Consider the following 16,864-nt stretch of genomic DNA (forward strand, 5'->3'; position numbering starts at 1 on the left):
CAACCAGCTAGAGGTTCGACCGCGTGCCGGGCAAGATCTTCGCCATGAACTCGCTGAACGACACCAACTGGGTGAGAACACGGGCGGACCTCGTTGCTTACATCAAGCAGCTCAGCCAAGAGGCCGAGGTTCAGACCAACGGTTGGGAGAACCAATCACTCGATCGCTACCTCGAAGCGCTCAGCGCCTGGACCAACGACATGGATGGCTACTTCATCAACCGCGGAGAGCCTGCTCCCGACCGGCCCGACTGGAGCTTGATCGCCGACATGCTGAGGGCGGCCTGTTTCTACGAATAAGCCATCACCACCCCATGAATCGTCCAGATAAAAGTTGATGTGCCGGTCCTTGAGCGGGGAGAGGCGGGCGACGTCCTCGTCCTTGATGTCGTGGCCCTCGGCGCGGAGCTGGGCGACGGCGGCGTCCAGGTAGCGGGTGTTCCACAGGACCACGGCGTTGAGGACCAGGCCGAGAGCTGCGAGCTGGTCCTCCTGGCCCTCGCGGTACGCCTGGCGGATCTGGCCGCGGCCGCCGTGGCAGATCGCCTGCCTCCTGAAGGCGGTCGGCCATCTGCCGCCACGCCGCGTCCAGCCCCCGGGTGAGCTGGGCCAGGTGCTCCTCCGCGTCTTCGGTCAGGGACAGGCCCGCGAGCACGTCCGCGCGCATCGCCTCCCACCGCGGACCGTCCAGCAGCCGGGCGCGCGGGTCCGCCCACCGGTTCGACGGGGAGGCGAACACGTCGCGCCGGTTCAGGGCGCGGTGCAGCTGCTCCAGGACGCACACCACGTACGCGTCGCGGTCGACCGCGCCCTGCGGCAGCTTGGCGTTGGAGAACACCGCGCGCTTCCACATCGCCGGCACCAGTTCGGCGTCGACCTCGCGGGGCAGCAGCGGCCGGTCCTTGACCCGGCGCCGCGAGAGCGCGGGCAGGCGACGCACGGCCTTGAGGATGCGCCGACCGGCCAGGGCGGCGCCCAGCGCGTCCGACTCGCCCAGCAGGGACAGGAACGGGCGCACAGTGTTGTAGCGCAGGGCCAGCTTTTCCCGCATCGCGGCTTCGGCCGAGCCGTCGTCCTCGGGCACCAACGCCTCGACGGTCGCGACCGCCCCGGCCACCGCCGTACGCGGCACGGCCTCCTCGACCGCCGCCCACAGCGCGGCGACGTCCAGGTCCGCCTCGTGCTCGGCGACCAGGTCCAGCTCCTCGGTGAGGATCTTCGACGCCTTCGCCAGGATCCGGGCCGCCTTCTCCAGCTGCGGCAGCATCGCCAGCCGCTCCCGGTCCGATGCACGGCGGGCCGGGCTGATCAGCCGGTTCGCCATCAGCACCGCGAACAGATCCAGCGCGTCATCGACCGCCTGCGCCTCCAGCTGGCGCACCACCGCCGTCAGCAGCGCGGTCCTCCGCGGCTCCGGCGCCCGCAAAATCGTCTGCGCCTTGCTCAGCTGCCCGTACCGGGCCAGCGCGGACAGCCGGTTCACCGGCACCCGCGACAGGTTCACCCGCCCCAGCGCGAACGAGGAGATCTCCTCCACCCGCTCCATCGCCCGCACCATCGCCGTGCCCGTCGACTTCACCGGCGGCGTACGCAGCCGCTCCAGCTCCGAGACCCGCCTGCCCTCCGGCACCACCAGCAGCTCCGCCAACGCCGGCGCGAGCGCCGCATCCGCCCGGACCGTCGCCCGGGCCACCGCCTCGTACAGGCGCCGCTCGGCCGCCGTACGGGCCTCCGACACCTGCCGGGCCAACACCGACACGCCCGGCAGCAGCACCCGGTTCTTCCGCAGCCACGTCACCGCGTGGTTGAACAGCGCCACTGGCCCCTCGGCGTGCGTCCACGCCCGCCCGTACAGGAAGCTGCGGAACTCCCGCCCCCACTTCCGGTCGGTGAAGTCCCGGTACTTGAACCGCCTCTGGATCTCGTCCGCGTGCTCGTACACCGTCGAGCGCCGCTCGGCGTACCGCTTCACGCACGAGGCGTCCGCGATACCGAGCTGCCCCGCCAGGTACTCCAGGACCTCCCACGGCACCGCGAGCGGGTCCTCGCCCAGGAACCGGCCGACGTAGCGGACCGTACAGATTTGCACCGCCATCCCCAGCCGGTGCGCGTCCGTACGACGCAGCGCGATCAGATCCCGGTCGTCATCGTCGAGGAAGAAGAACCGCTCCAGCTCCGGGCGCGTGGGCGCCTCGGTGAACGTCCCGCACGCCTCGGCCTTTATCTGTACGCAGGCCAGACGTGTCAGGGACGTTCGCCACGAGGGATCGGCGAAGTCGCGCAGCCTCGTGGCTGACAGTTGGTCGTGCCGTTGTCCGTGACGGTCGTTACCTCATCCGAGTAGCCAGCGAGTGGGGAGGTCGGGATGTACGTGCGTCGGGTCGTGGGGGCTGGAGCGCGTCGGGAGACGTACACGGTCGTGGACGGCGACGGGAGGGTCGTCGAGATGGTGGACGACTACCTCGCACTGTGTACCGACCGGGAGCACTCGCCGAACACCCTGCGGGCCCGCGCCTTCGACCTGAAGGCGTGGCTGGTCTTCCTGTATCTCCTGGGCCTCGATCCGCTGACCGCGTCTCCTGAGCACGTGGACCAGTTCGCCGGCTGGCTGCGCCGCCCCGTCCAGCCCGGCCGTCTGCGTTCGGCGGACACGGACAGTGGCCCGGCACGGGAGGCATCGACAGTGAACCGTGCGCTGAACAGCGTCTACATGTTCTACGAGTTCCTCGCCCGCCGCGGTGTCGGGATGGGCGCTCAGCTGATCCACCGCCGGGCGACCTCGATCGGTGACCACGGCGGCTTCCTCGCGGGGATCGCCGAGCGGCAGGTCACCGTCCGGCCGACACGGCTGAAGCAGACCAAGCGCCGACCGCCGACGCTGACTGACGCCGAGGTCCAGCAGATCCTGGACGCCTGCGACCGGGTTCGCGACCGGCTGCTGATGGCCTTGATGTTCGAGACGGGCTGCCGGATCGGCCAGGCGCTGGCACTTCGCCACGAGGACATCAACACCGACCGGCGGACGCTCACCCTGCGGCCGCGCGAGGACAACGCCAACCGGGCACGGGGCAAAAGCCGCGACCCGAAGGAGATCCCGGTCCGGTGCACGCTGCTCGACCTCTACACCGACTACCTGTTCGCCGAGTACGGCGAGTTGGACTGCGACTACGTGTTCGTGAATCTGTGGAACGGCGTGGTCGGCACGCCGATGGGGTACTGGGCGGCGATGAGCCTGGTCAAGCGGCTGCGGCGGCGCACGGGCATCGACTTTCACCCACATCAATTCCGGCACACCCACGCGACCGCGCTCCTGCGGGCGGGCGTGCGGCTGGAGGTGGCGAGCGAGTTGCTCACGCATGGCTCGGTCCGCACCACGGCCGAGATCTACGGGCACCTCGACGTCGATGACCTCGCCGAGGAGCTGGACCGTGTCGGCTTCAGGGGCTTGCGGTGAGCGCCGACGGTGGGATGGCCGCCGTCGTCCCGTTCCCCGGAGACCCACAGGTCGCGGCCCTGCTGAGCGTGGTGAGCAGTTGTCTGCGGAAGAACGCCTCGCGGGGGTTGTGCGCCGAGCACGACCTGGCCTGGCGGAAGGCCGGCCGACCGGACCGCGAGGCGTGGATTGCGGACCCGGCGAACTGGCCGGCCGGGCTGAGCCTGGACGTGGCTTCCTGCCGGGTCGGCGGATGCCCGTATTCGGGCGGCCTGTCACGCCTGTGTGACCTGCACCTCGCTGACTGGAACGGCCTGCACTCGCGTGGCCGGCGCATCGGCGTCATCGAGTACGCCGCCGCGGCTCCGGTCCTCGATCGCCCGGCCGTGGGGCCGTGCAGCTTCCCTGCCTGCGGCTACGGCGTCAGCCGCCACCAGCTGTGCGACGGCCACCACTACCGCTGGGCGAAGATCGGCCGACCTCCGCTTGCAGAGTTCCCCGCCGAGCTGGAGCGGCGCAACATCCCCCGGTTCTCTGTCGCAGGACTGCCACCGCTGGCCGCGCTGGAGTTCCAGTACCTGCTTCAGATCCGCACCGACCAGCGCCGCTCGAAGGTGATCCCCAGCGCCTGGGTCCGCGCGGTGAACACCGTCATCGCCGAAGGCGTCACCTCCGTACGCGACCGCACGGCACAGCACTGGGGCCAGCTGTCCCCCCACCACACCACCGTCCGCCAGCTCTTCACAGACATGCTGGAGGCCCTCGGCGACCTCGACGGCCCCGCTGAGGAGTGGGACAGGGACGTGTGGCGCCCGGACCGGCTCGGCTTCAGCGTCGAAGAACGCCAGCGGGTCGCCCCGCTGGACTTCACCGGCATCACCCAGCCCTGGCTGCGGGAGACGGTCAAGCGCTACCTGCGGCTGCGGCTCGCCCGGACGGAACTGCGGACGGCCGCGCGCAACCTCAACGACTTCGTCCAGTTCTCCCGGTTCATCGCGGAAGCCCGTCCGGACCGGCAGCACGATCCAGCCGTCCTGGACCGGCCGTTGCTGGAGTCCTACATCGGCTGGGTCGGCCGCAGGACTGTGGAGAAGAAGGGCGCGTACTGCGGGCGGCCGCTGACCCCGAGCAGCCGCAGCCGCCTGCTGTCCGTGGTGGCCACGCTGCTCGAAACGTGGCGCCGCTACCACTGGCAGCCCGTGCTGCCGCCCGACGCCCGCATCCATCAGGACGAGTACCCGCGGCCCCGCGGGTTGAAGGCCAACTTCATCGACGAGCATCTGATGGAGCAGATCGAGTCCGAGGAGAACCTGGCCCTGCTCGATCCGGAGACTCGTGCCCTGGTGCTGATCTGCCGGGACGAGGGCCTGCGCATCAGTGAAGCGTTGATCCTTAAGACCGACTGCCTGAAGAAGACGCCGTCCGGCCGCTGGGCGCTGGTCCACTACAAGAGCAAGGACAAGAGCTTCCGGGCGATCCCCGCCTCCCGAGCCGTGGTGGACGCGATCCGCGAGCAGCACGGCCGGGTCCGGGAACGGTTCGGCGACGCGTGCCGGTGGCTGTTTCCGAAGGTCAGCGGCAACCCGGACGGGAAGTACCCGATGCCCTACGGCACGGCCGACACCCGCTTCGACGCCTGGCTGCAGCGCATCCGGCTCATCGACTCCAACGGCGACCCTGCGATCGTCAACTGGCATCAGTTCCGGCACACGCTGGGCGCACGCATGGCGAACGCGGGCGTATCCGGCCGCACCGTCCGCGAGATCCTGGGCCATACCTCCTGGGAGATGCAGGAGCACTACTCGCGCATCGCGGACGAGACCCTTCGCCGCGAGTACGAGGAGAAGTACGAGGTGCGCTTCAACCTCAAGGGCGAGGCCGTCAAGGTCCGCGCTGATGCCGACCTGTCTGGCGTCGAGTGGCTCGCCGAGAAGATCGGCCGCCGCCTTCACGCGGTGGCTGGCGGCTGGTGCGGGCGGCACATCTCACGCCCCTGCCCGAAGACCGCGGCTGATGGTTGCTACTTCTGCCAGGACTTCCAGAGCGATCGGCAGTTCCTGCCGGTTCACCGCGACACCCTCGCCCGCACGCGCGAGCTCCAGGCCGATGCCACGGCAGCCGGCCGGTCGCGAACCGCCGAGGTCAACGAAAGACTGGCAGCCGCAGTCGAGCACGCCATCACGCGTATCACCGACCAGGAGTACGACGAGCTGTCGCCGAACGACGCCGGGGCAAGCCGCGACGCAACGGAGAGGACCGCCGATGCGGGCTGACAACTCGGCGCACCTGGCCGAAGCCGCACAACAGCGACGTCTCGCCTGCATCGAGCGCGTCCACGCCGTCCTGGACACCCTGGAGCGTGACGGCGGGGCGGTGACCGTCGCCGGCGTCGCCGCCCGGTCCGGCGTGTCCCGGACCTTCCTTTACGACGCTGCCCAGGCGTCACTGCTCGCCCGACTGCGCGGCCTCGCCGGCAAGCAGCCCGCCACGGGGCGCCCTGCTCTGCCCGATCAGCAGCGAATCACCACCAAGTCGCACGAGACGGTGGTCAGAGCGCTACGGGACGCCAACCGCAAACTGCACGAGGAGAACGAACGACTCCGCAACGAACTCGCCGTGGCCCTCGGACAACTCCGTGATCTCCGCCGGGGCTTTCCAGTTGAATGAGGGCCTTTCAGGACCCGTTCGGAGTTCTGATCAACACCTGCAGCGCCTTCACCAGACGCGCCGCGTCCTTCTCGCCGAGCGGGGCGAGGAACTCGCGTTCCGCCGCCTCGCGGGCGTCCTCCGCATCGGCCCGCACCTTTCTGCCCCGCTCCGTCAACTCAACGACGTTGCGGCGGCGGTCCTCCTCACTGCGGCGCCGCTCCACCAACCCCTTGCCCTCCAGCGCGTCGACGAGCGCAACCATCGTCGTGCGATCCACGCCCAGCCGCCGCGCGGCCTCCAGTTGCGACAGCGGGCGGCCAGCCGCCAGCACCGCGAGCGCCGCCAACTCCCGCGCGTCCAGCCCGAACGGGGCCAGGACGGGCCCTGCGTGCTTAGCCAGTTGGAGCTGCGCGTGCTTGAGCAGGTATCCCAGTCGCGTGCCGAGCAGTTCCTCGACCGCGGCCCCGTCGTCGTCATTCTCCGCCATCCCAAAATCTTAACCACCCCCTGATAGTCAGCAGAGCTGACGATCAGCTACGGTGATGGTCATGCTCATTGATGCAGCCCGCTGCACGCTCCGCTTCGGCGTCAAGACGACGCCCATGCACCTGGCCTACGACGACATCCTCCGCGTCTGGGAGGAGGCCGACGAACTGCCCGAACTCGACGACGCCTGGCTGTGGGACCACCTGATGCCACTGGCCGGGCCGCCCGGTGGCGCTGTCCTGGAGGGCTGGACGCTGCTGGCCGCACTAGCCGCTCGCACCACCCGACTCCGTCTCGGCCTGCTCGTCACCAGCAACATGCTGCGCGCCCCCGCCCACCTCGGAAAGATCGCCACCACCGTGGACGTGATCTCCGAAGGGCGCCTGATCATGGGCCTGGGCGTCGGCGGAACCCGACAGCCCGACGGCCCCAACCCGGCCGTCGCCGAGTACGCCGCCTACGGCCTCCCGCTCCCGAGCCCAGGCGAGGGCCTGGCCCGCCTCACCGAGACGATCACCATTCTGCGCCGCATGTGGACCGAGGAGGTCTTCGATCACGACGGCCTCTTCACCACCCTGCGCGGCACTCGCAACGGCCCCGGCCCGGTCCGACCCAGCGGCCCGCCGCTGCTGCTCGGTGGCTGGGGCAACCGCACCCTGCGCATCATCGCCGAGCACGCCGACATCTGGAACGTCCCCGGCCCGCCCCACAACGGCACCGACTGGATCACCGAGCGCGCCCGCGTCCTGGACGCACACTGCGTGGCGATCGGCCGCGACCCCGCCGAGATCACCCGCTCCGCGCAGATCATCGTCGACTACGCCGACCCCGCCACCACCCGCGCCCACGTCCGCGCACTCGCTGCCGCCGGCATCCAGCACGTCGTACTCGCCCTGCCCCGCCCCTACCCGGACAAGGCCGCCCGCTGGCTTGTCGACGAGATTGTCACCCCTGTCCGTGAGAAGGGCGCCTGACCGGCCTTGGCAAGCGACACTGACAAGCTCCTTGGCCGACACTGCAAGCCATGCCAATGCCCAGGCCAATACACCTATCGACCTTGAGAGATCCAGATAAAGGCCGGCTCACCAGTCAGAAACTCCACCGGCACAAAGCGGACCGTAGCCAGCGCCGGTACCCGCTCGACGATCTTTCCGTGAACCTCAGCGAGGCCACGAACGATGTGCTAGCCGACCAAGATCAATCTCACCGGGATCCTGTACCCCAACTACTCACACCCGCACAACGCGAGCAGAGCCCGGATCTCGTCAGTAACCGTGAACCGCCCGTGGTAACGGGCCCGCTCCCCCGGCGCCGCAGCCGCCGCCTCGTCCCGCGCGGCGGCAGCCAGCCACCGCCACACCGCACGCTCCCCGACCCCCAACGCCTCGGCCATCGACCTCACCTGCCGGGTGATGGGCTTGCCCTCCCGGCGCAAGGCCAGCAACCGGCTCACCGCCACAGCACGCAACGCCCGGACAGACACCGCAGGCAACACCCCAGCCGGCACCCTGCCCGACCCCTTCCGACCGGCGCTGCTCCTCTGGAACCACGCCACGAGCACACCAACAACCCACCGGCCAGTGGATAAGAACTCACGAAACTGAGACAGCATCACCCGTCATGCGATAACCCCCCAGGACAGCGTCACCCACCCCGATCTCTCACCCCCGCGACAGTGAACCCACACCCCAAAAACAGCCACCTGCCAGCAACAAAACCCCCACGATCAACTGTCTCTCACAACCACCGTCCCGAAACCGAGAGGTCGCAGCGAGAACGACGGAGCCCTGCTCCGCGAACGGAAACGCCCATTCTCTTTTTGAGATCGAAGCTGTGGCAAGTTTCAGTCAAAAATCAGCTGGAAACGTCCTGCCTAGTAATTCGCCGATGCCTTAGCGTTTCCTGCGCTCGGAAATTGCCGGAGCTTCGTGACCGAAGGGAACAAGATCCCATGCGCACGAGAACAAAGATCAGCGTCACCTTGGCGGCCAGTGCCATGGCCACACTCGGGCTGGCAGGGCCGACCTCCGCATCGACCGAACTCGAGAGCACGATCGCGGCTCAGGCGCAAAAGGCAGGACTGAACAAGAGCGAGCTGGCCGAGCTGCAGCGACAGGTCGACAAGCAGATGGCCACGACCCCTGGCGGGAAGCAGATCGGCGTCAACCAGATCGCATGGCGTGGCGGCAAAGCCGTCATGACCTTCCCGTTGCCGGGCGAGAAGAAGGCCCGGGCCGTAGACGAGCCGTTCTCGGCCATGGGATCGCCGAACTGCTCCTACAAGTGGACGTGCCTGTACGAGCACAGCAACTTCGACGGACGTCGCCTCACTTGGTCTGACTGCGGCGGCATCCTCGACCTCTCCGACTGGGGGTTCAGCGACCAGACCACCTCCTGGCACAACAACCAGACGTCGGGAACCAAGACCCGCGTCTACAATTGGACGGGCGCCTGGACCCTACTCTGGACCTCCACCGCCCCGTCGTCCAGCAGCAACGTCGGCAGCACGAACAACGACAAGGCTGATGGCATCGACGTGTGCTGACGTGCCGGAAGCCGAGACACGGCCGGCGTCCGGAGCGGAGCCTCTTCCTTCACCGGAACTCTTCATCTGACGGCGGTCCTCGGTCGGCGGGGAACCTGTCGTGCCCGACCGGACAGGAAGGCGCGGCCTGGACGCAGCGGAACGTATCCAGGCCGCGGTCGGACACGTCATCCGGAAGATCCCGGAGGGCCCGTCGATGAATTAGTGGTGCGTGTCGTATCAACTCGTCGTTGATGTCGCGCTCATGACGTATCTGGCGAGTTCGCAGGGGTCGATTAGGTGGACGGGGAGCGGCTCGCTGTGGTGGCCGTGCCGCTGGAGCAGGGGCCGGGTCTGCTGAATGAGGGCTCGCATCTGGTTCTCGCCGATGTGGAAGAGGTGGGCGATCAGCGAGGCGGGCAGGCCTCGCTGATCCAGGAGGGTGGCCCAGATGATGTTCTCGACGGCGAGCTTGCGGTGGCGGGGCCGTTGTTCCGGCGGGAGCGTGTCGGCCACCTCGCGGATCTCGGCGACGAGGTGGTCGAGGGCCTGGCGGGTGAGGCCGGTCAGCACGGGGTGAGTGGCCAGGGCCGCGTCGAAGGTGTGGGCCGTGCGGGGGTGGGAACGGCGTCCGGGTGGCTGCAGCGGCACCGCCGGGACGCCGGGCTGTGGCGGGATGGTGTAGTTCCACTCGCCGTGGAAGTCATCGGGGTTGATCTTCAGTGCGGCGGCGTGCTGTGCGTCGATCTCGATCCCGGTGGGGTAGCTGTTCTCGTCCAGTCGTGCGGTCACGTGCAGCCCGGTCGCGGTGGTGGTGGAGGCGATCAGGTTCAGGGCCACCTCGAAGCTGGTCAGCGGGCGGGCGCGCCAGTTCATGGAGATGAAGGAGAACAAGCGGTGTTCGACCTTGTTCCACTTCGATGTGCCGGGCGGCAGGTGGCACACGCTGATCTGAAGGCCGGTCTCGGTGGCCAGGACGGCGAGGTTGGCCTTCCAGGCCTTGGCGCGGGAGCTGTTGGAGCCGCCACCGTCCGCGGTGATCAGCAGCCGGCGGGCGTGCGGGTAGGCGGCGCTGCCTTCCTCTTTCCACCAGCGGCGCAGGGCGGCCACCGCGAATGCTGCGGTGTCGTGGTCGGTGCCCACCACGACGTAGCCAGTGTTGCGCCCGACGTCGTAGATGCCGTACGGGATCGCGGTGCCGACCGCCTGTGTGGGGAAGTCGTGGTCGAGGACCTTCATCGGCGCGCCGGGAGGGGCCCACTCCCGCCCGGCCTGGGCGAACAGCCCGATCTGTTCCTTCTTCTTGGTGTCCACGCTGATCACGGGTTCGCCCGCGTCAAGGAACTCCCGCACTTTGTCGTTGAGGTGCCGGAACTGGGCGTCGCGGTCGGGATGGCCGCTACCTGCCAGGACCTTGGCGTTGCCGCGCAGGCTGAACCCGGCCTCCTTCAGCAGCGCGGCGATCGTGTCCCGGCCCACGACGCGGCCCTGGGCGGCGAGTTCACGGGCCAAGTGCCGCAGCGACTTCGTCGTCCAGGTCAACGGCCCTATCGGATCGCCCTGTGTGCTGTCCTCGACCAGGGACAGCAGTGCTGGGCGCAGCCCCGGGTCCTTCTCGGTCAGTGCCGGGCGGCCCCCGCCCGCGCGGCGCACCCTGTCATCGGGCTCGGCTCCTTCCTCCAACTCGGCAAGTCCCCGACTGACACACCCCTTGGAGACGCCTGCGTCCTCGGCGACGGCCGCGATCCCGCCGTATCCGAGCTGCCGTGCCTCCGCCGCGTACAGCAGTCGGCGCTGACGTTCATCCAGATACGGCGCCACCGCCTCCAGCTTCGCCCGCAATGGCTCGATCAACCCATCGAAACGCCCCATATCACATCAACGAGCTGAAATCCCGGAAGCAACCAGTAGTTCCTCGACGGGCCCGATGCCGGTGCTCGATGCGCGACATGGTGTGTGCGGGCAGAGGTGTCCAGCGGCTGTGTGGACACTTGCAGGGCGCTGTCTGGGGCATCGGCCCGTTCCCGCCGCGGCGGCCGGCGGAAGCGGCCGAAGGGAAGGGATCTTGGCTATCGACCACCGTGTGTGCTGCGGTCAGGCAGAGCAGGGTGTCCACGGCCAGGGGCGAAAAATGGTGCGCCGAACTACCAACGTGAGAAGGATCCTTCTTATGCGTGCTGACCCAGGGGTGGCCAGTGTGGGCAGGAGTCCGGGGGAAAGGACGGCAGCGTGAGAATCATGCTCGACAACAACATCTGGTCCTACCTGGGGGATGAGCGGGCAGGGAAGCAGTTCAGGGCGCTCACCCATTCCCTTGGGCACCGTGTGGTGACTGCTCCGAGCGTCCTGCTGGAGGTGCTGCAGCATCCCCGCTCGGACATGCGGGCGGCCATCGTCGAGGCGATCACGACGGCGACGGACGAGCGGTTGCGCAGCGAGGCCGACCGGGAGGGCGCCGAGGTCGTCTCCGAGGTGCAGCGCCTGCACCCGGAGTGGCTGCGGGCAGTGCCCGACACCGGACGCGAGGCGACGTGGCGCACGTATTGGACCAAGAGAGTCTGGCGGGAGGCTGTGGAGCAGCACGAACGATTTCGCGACACGGAGCCGGCCCGGCGAACCGCGCGCACGGTGCAGTTCCTCGTAGACAACCAAAAGGAGCAGCAAGAGGTTTGGCGCGAAGCCAAGTTCAATCTGCGCGACCTCTCCCTGATCACGATGTCCCCGAGTGAGGAGACTACGGCGGAGCAGCAGGCCGGATGGGCACCCGGCGAGAAGATTGCGGCATGGCGGCCGTATAACCAGGAGGTGTACTGGCGTGCTTTCTGGACGGGCCGTCGAGCCGTGCTCACGCACGAGGACACCACCTACGCCGACTGGGTCGGCGCACGGGTGGACCTGCACGCAATGTGCGCCTCACGGGAGGCGTTCAACCGCTTCTGGTTGTACGAGGTGGAAGCAACCCACATGCCGCGCAACTGGCTCCGGTGGGCTGCCGACACTGTGCAGGCGGATATGAAGATCACCAACGGAAACCCCATCGATGTCCAGCACGCCGCCTATCTGCCGGACTGCGAGGTGTTCCTCACCGCCGACAAGAACTTCGCGCGAGTGCTGGACCGCGTCGCGGAGCAGGCCCCGGTCCCCGTAGGGAGGGCTCACCGGGTCGCACCGGCAGCCCACGGCGGCATCGTGGAGGCGATCGAAGCCACACTGCACGCCCTTTGAGGGCGCTCCTCACGGCAGCAATCCGCATAGAGCGATGTCTCAGAGGGCGTCTGATTTAGGTTGATCGCCCCTTATGCCCTAGTAGGTGCCTCGCCAGGTGGGTGTGGTCTCGTCTGTTATGCGCTTCGCGAGGTTGTCGATGGAGGCGATGTGGATCATGGCTTCGGAGCTGGCGTTAAGGGTCTCATAGGCAGACGTCCCGGGCCCGGAGGGGGCCGGTAGCCTCGTTGAAGACGGCGAGGATGCGGGGGTAGTCCGGGTGCTCGGGCAGGTCGGCCGAGGCTGCCTGGGCGGGGAGCCGGTCGGCGAGAGCGGTGACGGTCTTCCGGGTGATCGCCAGGTTTTCGAGGTGGGTCTCGGCCTCCCGCAGCCGGCCCTGCAGTTCGGCGATCTGTCCTCGCAGGTCGTCGGTCAGGGCCTGCGCAGCATTCTCCTGGAGGTCGAGTGCCTCAAGCAGGGGCTCGATGTTCACGCCATCACCGCCTGCGCATCGCGCCAGGTGGGAGCGCTCGCGCCGGTGAGGCGGCGGGCCATGACGTGGGCCATCGCCCAGTAGACGCGGGACGCGGAGGAGGCCGGGCGGTGCTCGTAGTCGCGGACCAGGCGCCGGTGCAGTATCAAGATCCCGTAGGTCTGCTCGACCCTCCACCGCTTCGGCTGCGGGACGAAGCCGGTGTCCTGCGGGTTGCGCTCGACGATCTCGACATCGATGCCCAGGCCGGCGCCGTGCGCGACGACCTGGTTCTTGAAGCCCTGGTCGACCAGGGCCTTCTCGACGGTGCCGCCGGCGTGCTCGGCGACCTGGTCGAGCAGGGCGATGCCCGCGGCGTTGTCGTGCGTGTTCGCGGCCAGCACGGTGACGGCGATGACCAGGCCCAGCACGTCGACGGCCAGCCCCCGTTTGCGTCCCGGCACCCGCTTCGCCGGATCGAGGCCGGTCGTGGAGGCGGGGACCCCGGCAGCCACGTGGACACTTTGGGTGTCCAGGACCACCAGGGTCGGGGCCTCTAATCGGCGGGCTTGCTCGCGGACCTGGCAGCGCAGGAGTTCATGGATGACCTGGTCGGTTCCGTCGTCGCGCCAAGCGGCGAAGTAGTAGTACGTCGCGCTCTTCGGCGGCAGATCGTGCGGGAGGTAGGCCCACTGGCAACCGGTCCGGCCCTGGTAGAGGATCGCGTTCACGATCTCCCGCATCGCATAGGCGCCCTGGTGGCCGCTCACCGAGCGGTGCCGGTCCTTCCACGCGGTGATCACCGGCTCGATCAACGACCACTGCTCGTCCGATAAGTCGCTCGGGTACGGCTTGCGTTCACTCACCCCGCCACCCCAACAGACCACCGGCTGCGGACCAGCGGACTTCCACCCACACCCACACTTTCAGGCGACGCCAGAACCACTCAAAGAGTCACGAACCGCCCTCTCAGTCCGTGGAGGCCGCGATGGGGTGCCCGAGTCGGGCCAGTTCACCCTGGATGCGGCGGTGGCCCCAGCGGGGATTGTCATCAGCCAGGCGCAGCACGAGACTCTTGAGCGCGGCCGCCGTCGGCGGCCGTCCGGTGCGGGAGCTGCGGGCGGAGTAGTTCCACTTCCTGGCGATGACTTTGCGGTGCCAGGTCAGCAAAGTGCCGGGGGTGGCGGGGAAGACGGCGGCCCAGCGGCCACGCGGTATCAGCGAGGTGAGGGCGGCGAGCCGGAATCGGTCGGCCGGCTCGTAGCGCACCCTTCCCTTCACATGCCTGCGCAGGATGGCGTTCTCGTGGCGCAGCACCAGCAGTTCGGCACCCTTGGCGGTGTCCCGGCACAGTAGGACCGCGGGGACGGACAACAGCGCGCGGGCGGTGCGGTAAGAGCAGGGACACGATCATCACGGCAGCATGCCAAGTCCCCACCGGCCAACCTGGAGGCGGGCGCTGACCAGCAGCGATGACTTTACGAGCCCCACAGGTGCCGGTTGGGGGCGTCAGTAGCCGGTGCCGCGCTTGACTTGGGCCCGCTCGACGTCGGTGGTCGCACCCTTGTGGTCCAAGGTGCCACACGCGTCGGCGATGTCCTGGGTCAGGTGCTCGATCTGCTCACGGCTCAGGGTCTCCTTGACCAGGGCACGAAGGATCTTCACCCGCTCCGCGTTGGGCGGGAGCGTGTACGCCGGCACCATCCAGCCCCGCTCGGCCGAGAGCTGCCAGGCGACGTCGGACTCGTCGTAGGCGTGCTTGCCGGCGAGGCGAAAAGCGACCAGCGGCAACTGCTCGAGGTCGCTGCCGATCACTTCGAAGCGGCCGCTGCTACGCAGGTTGTCTGCCAACGCGCGGGCGTTCTCCTGCATCGTCTTCATGACGTAGGTGTAGCCCTGGCGACCCAGCCTCACGAAGTTGTAGTACTGCGCGAGCACCATCGCCGCGCCGGTCGAGAAGTTCAGCGTGAACGTCGCGTCGGTCTTGCCCATGTAGTTCTCGTAGAACACGAGGTCCTTGGCCAGGTCGGACTCCTCACGGAAGACCAGCCAGCCGATGCCGGGGTAGACCAGGCCGTACTTGTGTCCCGAGACGTTGATCGAGCGGACCTGCTCGAGCCGGAAGTCCCATTTCGAGTCCGGGTAGAGGAAGGGCCACACGAAGCCGCCGCTGGCGCCGTCAACGTGGATCGGGATGTCGAGATCCCGCTCCTTGCGGACCTCCCGCAGGAGCTTGTCGATCCCGACGACATCGTCCTTGTGGCCGGTGAACGTGGTGCCGACGACGGCGACGACGCCGATCGTGTTCTCGTCGAGGTGGGGCTCCACGTCCTCCGGGCCGATCGTGTACTTGTCCTCGGCAAGCGGCACGATCCGCGGCTCGACGTCGAAGTAGCGGCAGAACTTCTCCCACACGACGTGGACGTCGCCGCCGAAGACCAGGTTGGGCCGGTCGACCGACAGGTTGGCCGCCTGCCGGCGCTCCCGCCACTTCCACTTCAGCGACAGCGCGCCGAGCATGACCGCCTCGGACGAGCCCTGGGTCCGACATCCGGTGGTCTTGCCCGGTGCGTGGAAGAGGTCGGCGAGCATGCGCACGCAGCGCTGCTCGATCTCGGCGGAGATGGGGTACTCCGCGTGGTCGATGAAGTTGCGGTGGAGGTTCTCGGCGATGATCCGTTGCGCCTCCGGCTCCATCCAGGTGGTGACAAACGTGGCGAGGTTGCGCTGCGGATCGCCCTCCATGACGAGGTCCTCATCCAGCAGCCTCATGGCGTCCGTCGCAGTCATGCCCTCCTCGGGGAAGGTCTCCGAGGGAGCGACCGCGGTCAGGAAACGGTTGCCGAACAGCGCCGCGACGTCACTCTTGGTCATGCCGATGATTCCACCACTTCCGGAGCGGAAGCCATGCTCAGGACCTGTGGACCGGGCTCGGGATGCACGCGAACGGCGTACCTTCCCGAGTGATCAACTCAAGTCGCCGAGTAGGCCAGCGTTGGCGCGTGGGCCAGGAAGGCACGCCCGTGCTCAGCGTAGTCAATGCCGGTAGCACCACGCCGAACGCTCCGGCGACCGGCGGCGGGCTGCGAACAGCCCGGCGAATCCAGCCGAGAATCACTGCCCGACGTGGCGTGACATGTTCTACGCCGGAGATCAGCCTCCGGTGGCGAAGCCGGGGAAGAGCGTCATTCCACCGTCCACGAAGAGCGTGGTGCCCACGACGTAGTCGAGCAGGTCGGACGCCACGGCGACGACGGCGTTGGCGATGTCATCCGGGTCTCCCACACGGCCGTACGGGATAAGACGCAGCAGGTCGGCCTCGGCCTCGGGTGTGGACCAGGCGTCGCGGTTGATAGGTGTGCGGATTGCGCCGGGTGCGACCGCGTTGACCCTGATCCGCTGGGGGCCAGCTCCTGAGCGAGCGTCCATCAACATGTCCACGCCGCCCTTGGAGGAGGCGTAGTTCACGTGCCCCGACCACGGGACGACCTGGTGGACCGAGCTCATGCAGATAATCTTCCCGGCCGACCGGGACACCTCCGGCACCACACCGCGCCGCACGAACTCCTTGGCGGCCTCACGCGCGCACAGGAACTGGCCGGTCAGGTTGACGTCGATGACCTTCTGCCACTGGGCGAGCGTCATGTCCAGCACCGGCGCGTCCCGCTGAAGACCCGCATTGGCCACCATGATGTCGATGGTGCCGAATTCCTCAACCATCCGCGCCACCATGGCGACCACCTGGTCCTCGTCGGACACGTCGGCCTCATGGGCGTAGGCGCGAACCCCGAAGTCCTTGATTTTCGCCACGCCCTTCTCGGCCGCATCCGCCCCAACGACGTAGTTCACCACGACGTCCGCCCCGGCCCGGCCCAAGGCAATGGCGGTCGCCATACCGATACCCGAGTTGGCACCGGTCACCAGAGCCTTCTGACCCCTGAGAAACTGCGCGGACGCCGTCCCACTGCTCTCGTCGACATTTCCTACCACCGCGATCTCTCCTGCGGTGTTTCGGAGGGCACGCACGCTGGGTAGGTCGGCTCGCCAGGACAGATGCAGGAGCCGTTCCATGCCCGGCGCCCCGACCAAAGCACCCT

Annotated in this window: 15 protein-coding genes and 3 pseudogenes; 7 read left to right on the forward strand and 11 right to left on the reverse strand. The window is 68.2% G+C overall.

The window, feature by feature from the left end:
• Positions 1-23: 23 nt before the first annotated feature.
• Positions 24-299 (forward strand): DUF7660 family protein, encoded by a 276-nt coding sequence (locus ABD858_RS34870; protein ID WP_345045350.1) that lies wholly within the window; start codon positions 24-26, stop codon positions 297-299.
• A 33-nt stretch (positions 300-332) separates the two neighbouring features.
• On the opposite strand, the pseudogene ABD858_RS37060 reads toward ABD858_RS34870, so the two are convergent.
• Both ABD858_RS37060 and ABD858_RS34875 read right to left on the reverse strand, forming a co-directional pair.
• Positions 333-542 (reverse strand): annotated as a pseudogene (locus tag ABD858_RS37060) (Tn3 family transposase); the annotation flags it as partial.
• Position 543: 1 nt separating this feature from the next.
• A pseudogene (locus ABD858_RS34875) lies at positions 544-2,247 on the reverse strand (DUF4158 domain-containing protein); the annotation flags it as partial.
• A 117-nt stretch (positions 2,248-2,364) separates the two neighbouring features.
• Here ABD858_RS34875 and ABD858_RS34880 point away from each other — a divergent pair.
• The 3 genes from ABD858_RS34880 to ABD858_RS34890 are packed head-to-tail and all read left to right on the forward strand — an operon-like array spanning position 2,365 to position 6,099.
• On the forward strand, positions 2,365-3,453 hold the full coding sequence (locus ABD858_RS34880; RefSeq protein ID WP_345045353.1) for a tyrosine-type recombinase/integrase: 1,089 nt from the start codon (positions 2,365-2,367) through the stop codon (positions 3,451-3,453).
• A complete protein-coding gene (locus ABD858_RS34885) occupies positions 3,450-5,705 on the forward strand; it encodes a tyrosine-type recombinase/integrase (RefSeq protein ID WP_345045355.1) in 2,256 nt (751 codons plus the stop codon). Before ABD858_RS34880 ends, ABD858_RS34885 begins: the two co-directional genes overlap by 4 nt.
• Positions 5,695-6,099, forward strand: a complete 405-nt coding sequence (locus ABD858_RS34890; protein WP_345045357.1) for a DUF6262 family protein — start codon at positions 5,695-5,697, stop codon at positions 6,097-6,099. The genes ABD858_RS34885 and ABD858_RS34890 overlap by 11 nt, the downstream gene beginning before the upstream one ends.
• Positions 6,100-6,106: 7 nt before the next feature.
• Here the strand turns inward: ABD858_RS34890 and ABD858_RS34895 are convergent, their stop codons facing one another.
• Positions 6,107-6,568, reverse strand: coding sequence for a MarR family winged helix-turn-helix transcriptional regulator (locus ABD858_RS34895; RefSeq protein ID WP_345045360.1), 462 nt, complete (start codon positions 6,566-6,568; stop codon positions 6,107-6,109).
• Between the two features lie 61 nt (positions 6,569-6,629).
• Here ABD858_RS34895 and ABD858_RS34900 point away from each other — a divergent pair, with 61 nt between their 5' ends.
• Positions 6,630-7,541 carry an LLM class flavin-dependent oxidoreductase gene (locus ABD858_RS34900; RefSeq protein ID WP_345045362.1) on the forward strand — a complete coding sequence of 304 codons (912 nt, stop codon included), beginning with the start codon at positions 6,630-6,632 and terminating at the stop codon, positions 7,539-7,541.
• Between the two features lie 251 nt (positions 7,542-7,792).
• Here ABD858_RS34900 and ABD858_RS34905 read toward each other — a convergent pair whose 3' ends face one another.
• Positions 7,793-8,020, reverse strand: a complete 228-nt coding sequence (locus ABD858_RS34905; RefSeq protein WP_345045365.1) for a hypothetical protein — start codon at positions 8,018-8,020, stop codon at positions 7,793-7,795.
• A gap of 498 nt (positions 8,021-8,518) precedes the next feature.
• Between ABD858_RS34905 and ABD858_RS34910 the strand changes: the two genes are divergently transcribed.
• The gene (locus tag ABD858_RS34910) at positions 8,519-9,112 is read left to right on the forward strand and encodes a peptidase inhibitor family I36 protein (RefSeq protein ID WP_345045367.1); all 594 of its coding nucleotides are present in this window, start codon (positions 8,519-8,521) and stop codon (positions 9,110-9,112) included.
• Between the two features lie 219 nt (positions 9,113-9,331).
• Here ABD858_RS34910 and ABD858_RS34915 read toward each other — a convergent pair whose 3' ends face one another.
• The gene (locus tag ABD858_RS34915) at positions 9,332-10,963 is read right to left on the reverse strand and encodes an ISAzo13 family transposase (RefSeq protein WP_425586364.1); all 1,632 of its coding nucleotides are present in this window, start codon (positions 10,961-10,963) and stop codon (positions 9,332-9,334) included.
• A 357-nt stretch (positions 10,964-11,320) separates the two neighbouring features.
• Between ABD858_RS34915 and ABD858_RS34920 the strand changes: the two genes are divergently transcribed.
• Positions 11,321-12,316 carry a hypothetical protein gene (locus ABD858_RS34920; RefSeq protein ID WP_345045370.1) on the forward strand — a complete coding sequence of 332 codons (996 nt, stop codon included), beginning with the start codon at positions 11,321-11,323 and terminating at the stop codon, positions 12,314-12,316.
• Positions 12,317-12,394: 78 nt separating this feature from the next.
• Here the strand turns inward: ABD858_RS34920 and ABD858_RS34925 are convergent.
• From ABD858_RS34925 to ABD858_RS34950, 6 genes and pseudogenes are all read right to left on the reverse strand, one after another.
• Positions 12,395-12,505: pseudogene (locus ABD858_RS34925) on the reverse strand (IS5/IS1182 family transposase); the annotation flags it as partial.
• Positions 12,501-12,788 carry a hypothetical protein gene (locus ABD858_RS34930; RefSeq protein ID WP_345045372.1) on the reverse strand — a complete coding sequence of 96 codons (288 nt, stop codon included), beginning with the start codon at positions 12,786-12,788 and terminating at the stop codon, positions 12,501-12,503. The gene ABD858_RS34930 and the pseudogene ABD858_RS34925, both read right to left, overlap by 5 nt.
• Positions 12,785-13,633, reverse strand: coding sequence for an IS5 family transposase (locus ABD858_RS34935; RefSeq protein WP_345045375.1), 849 nt, complete (start codon positions 13,631-13,633; stop codon positions 12,785-12,787). Before ABD858_RS34935 ends, ABD858_RS34930 begins: the two co-directional genes overlap by 4 nt.
• Before the next feature lie 103 nt (positions 13,634-13,736).
• Entirely contained in the window at positions 13,737-14,141 is a 405-nt protein-coding gene (locus ABD858_RS34940) for a hypothetical protein (RefSeq protein ID WP_345045378.1), read from the reverse strand.
• 135 nt (positions 14,142-14,276) lie between these two features.
• Positions 14,277-15,641, reverse strand: coding sequence for a glutamate decarboxylase (gene gad, locus ABD858_RS34945; protein WP_345045381.1), 1,365 nt, complete (start codon positions 15,639-15,641; stop codon positions 14,277-14,279).
• Between the two features lie 279 nt (positions 15,642-15,920).
• Positions 15,921-16,757, reverse strand: coding sequence for an SDR family oxidoreductase (locus ABD858_RS34950; protein WP_345045383.1), 837 nt, complete (start codon positions 16,755-16,757; stop codon positions 15,921-15,923).
• Positions 16,758-16,864 lie beyond the last annotated feature (107 nt).

The sequence above is a fragment of the Streptomyces sannanensis genome (genome assembly GCF_039536205.1).
GTDB lineage: Bacteria > Actinomycetota > Actinomycetes > Streptomycetales > Streptomycetaceae > Streptomyces > Streptomyces sannanensis.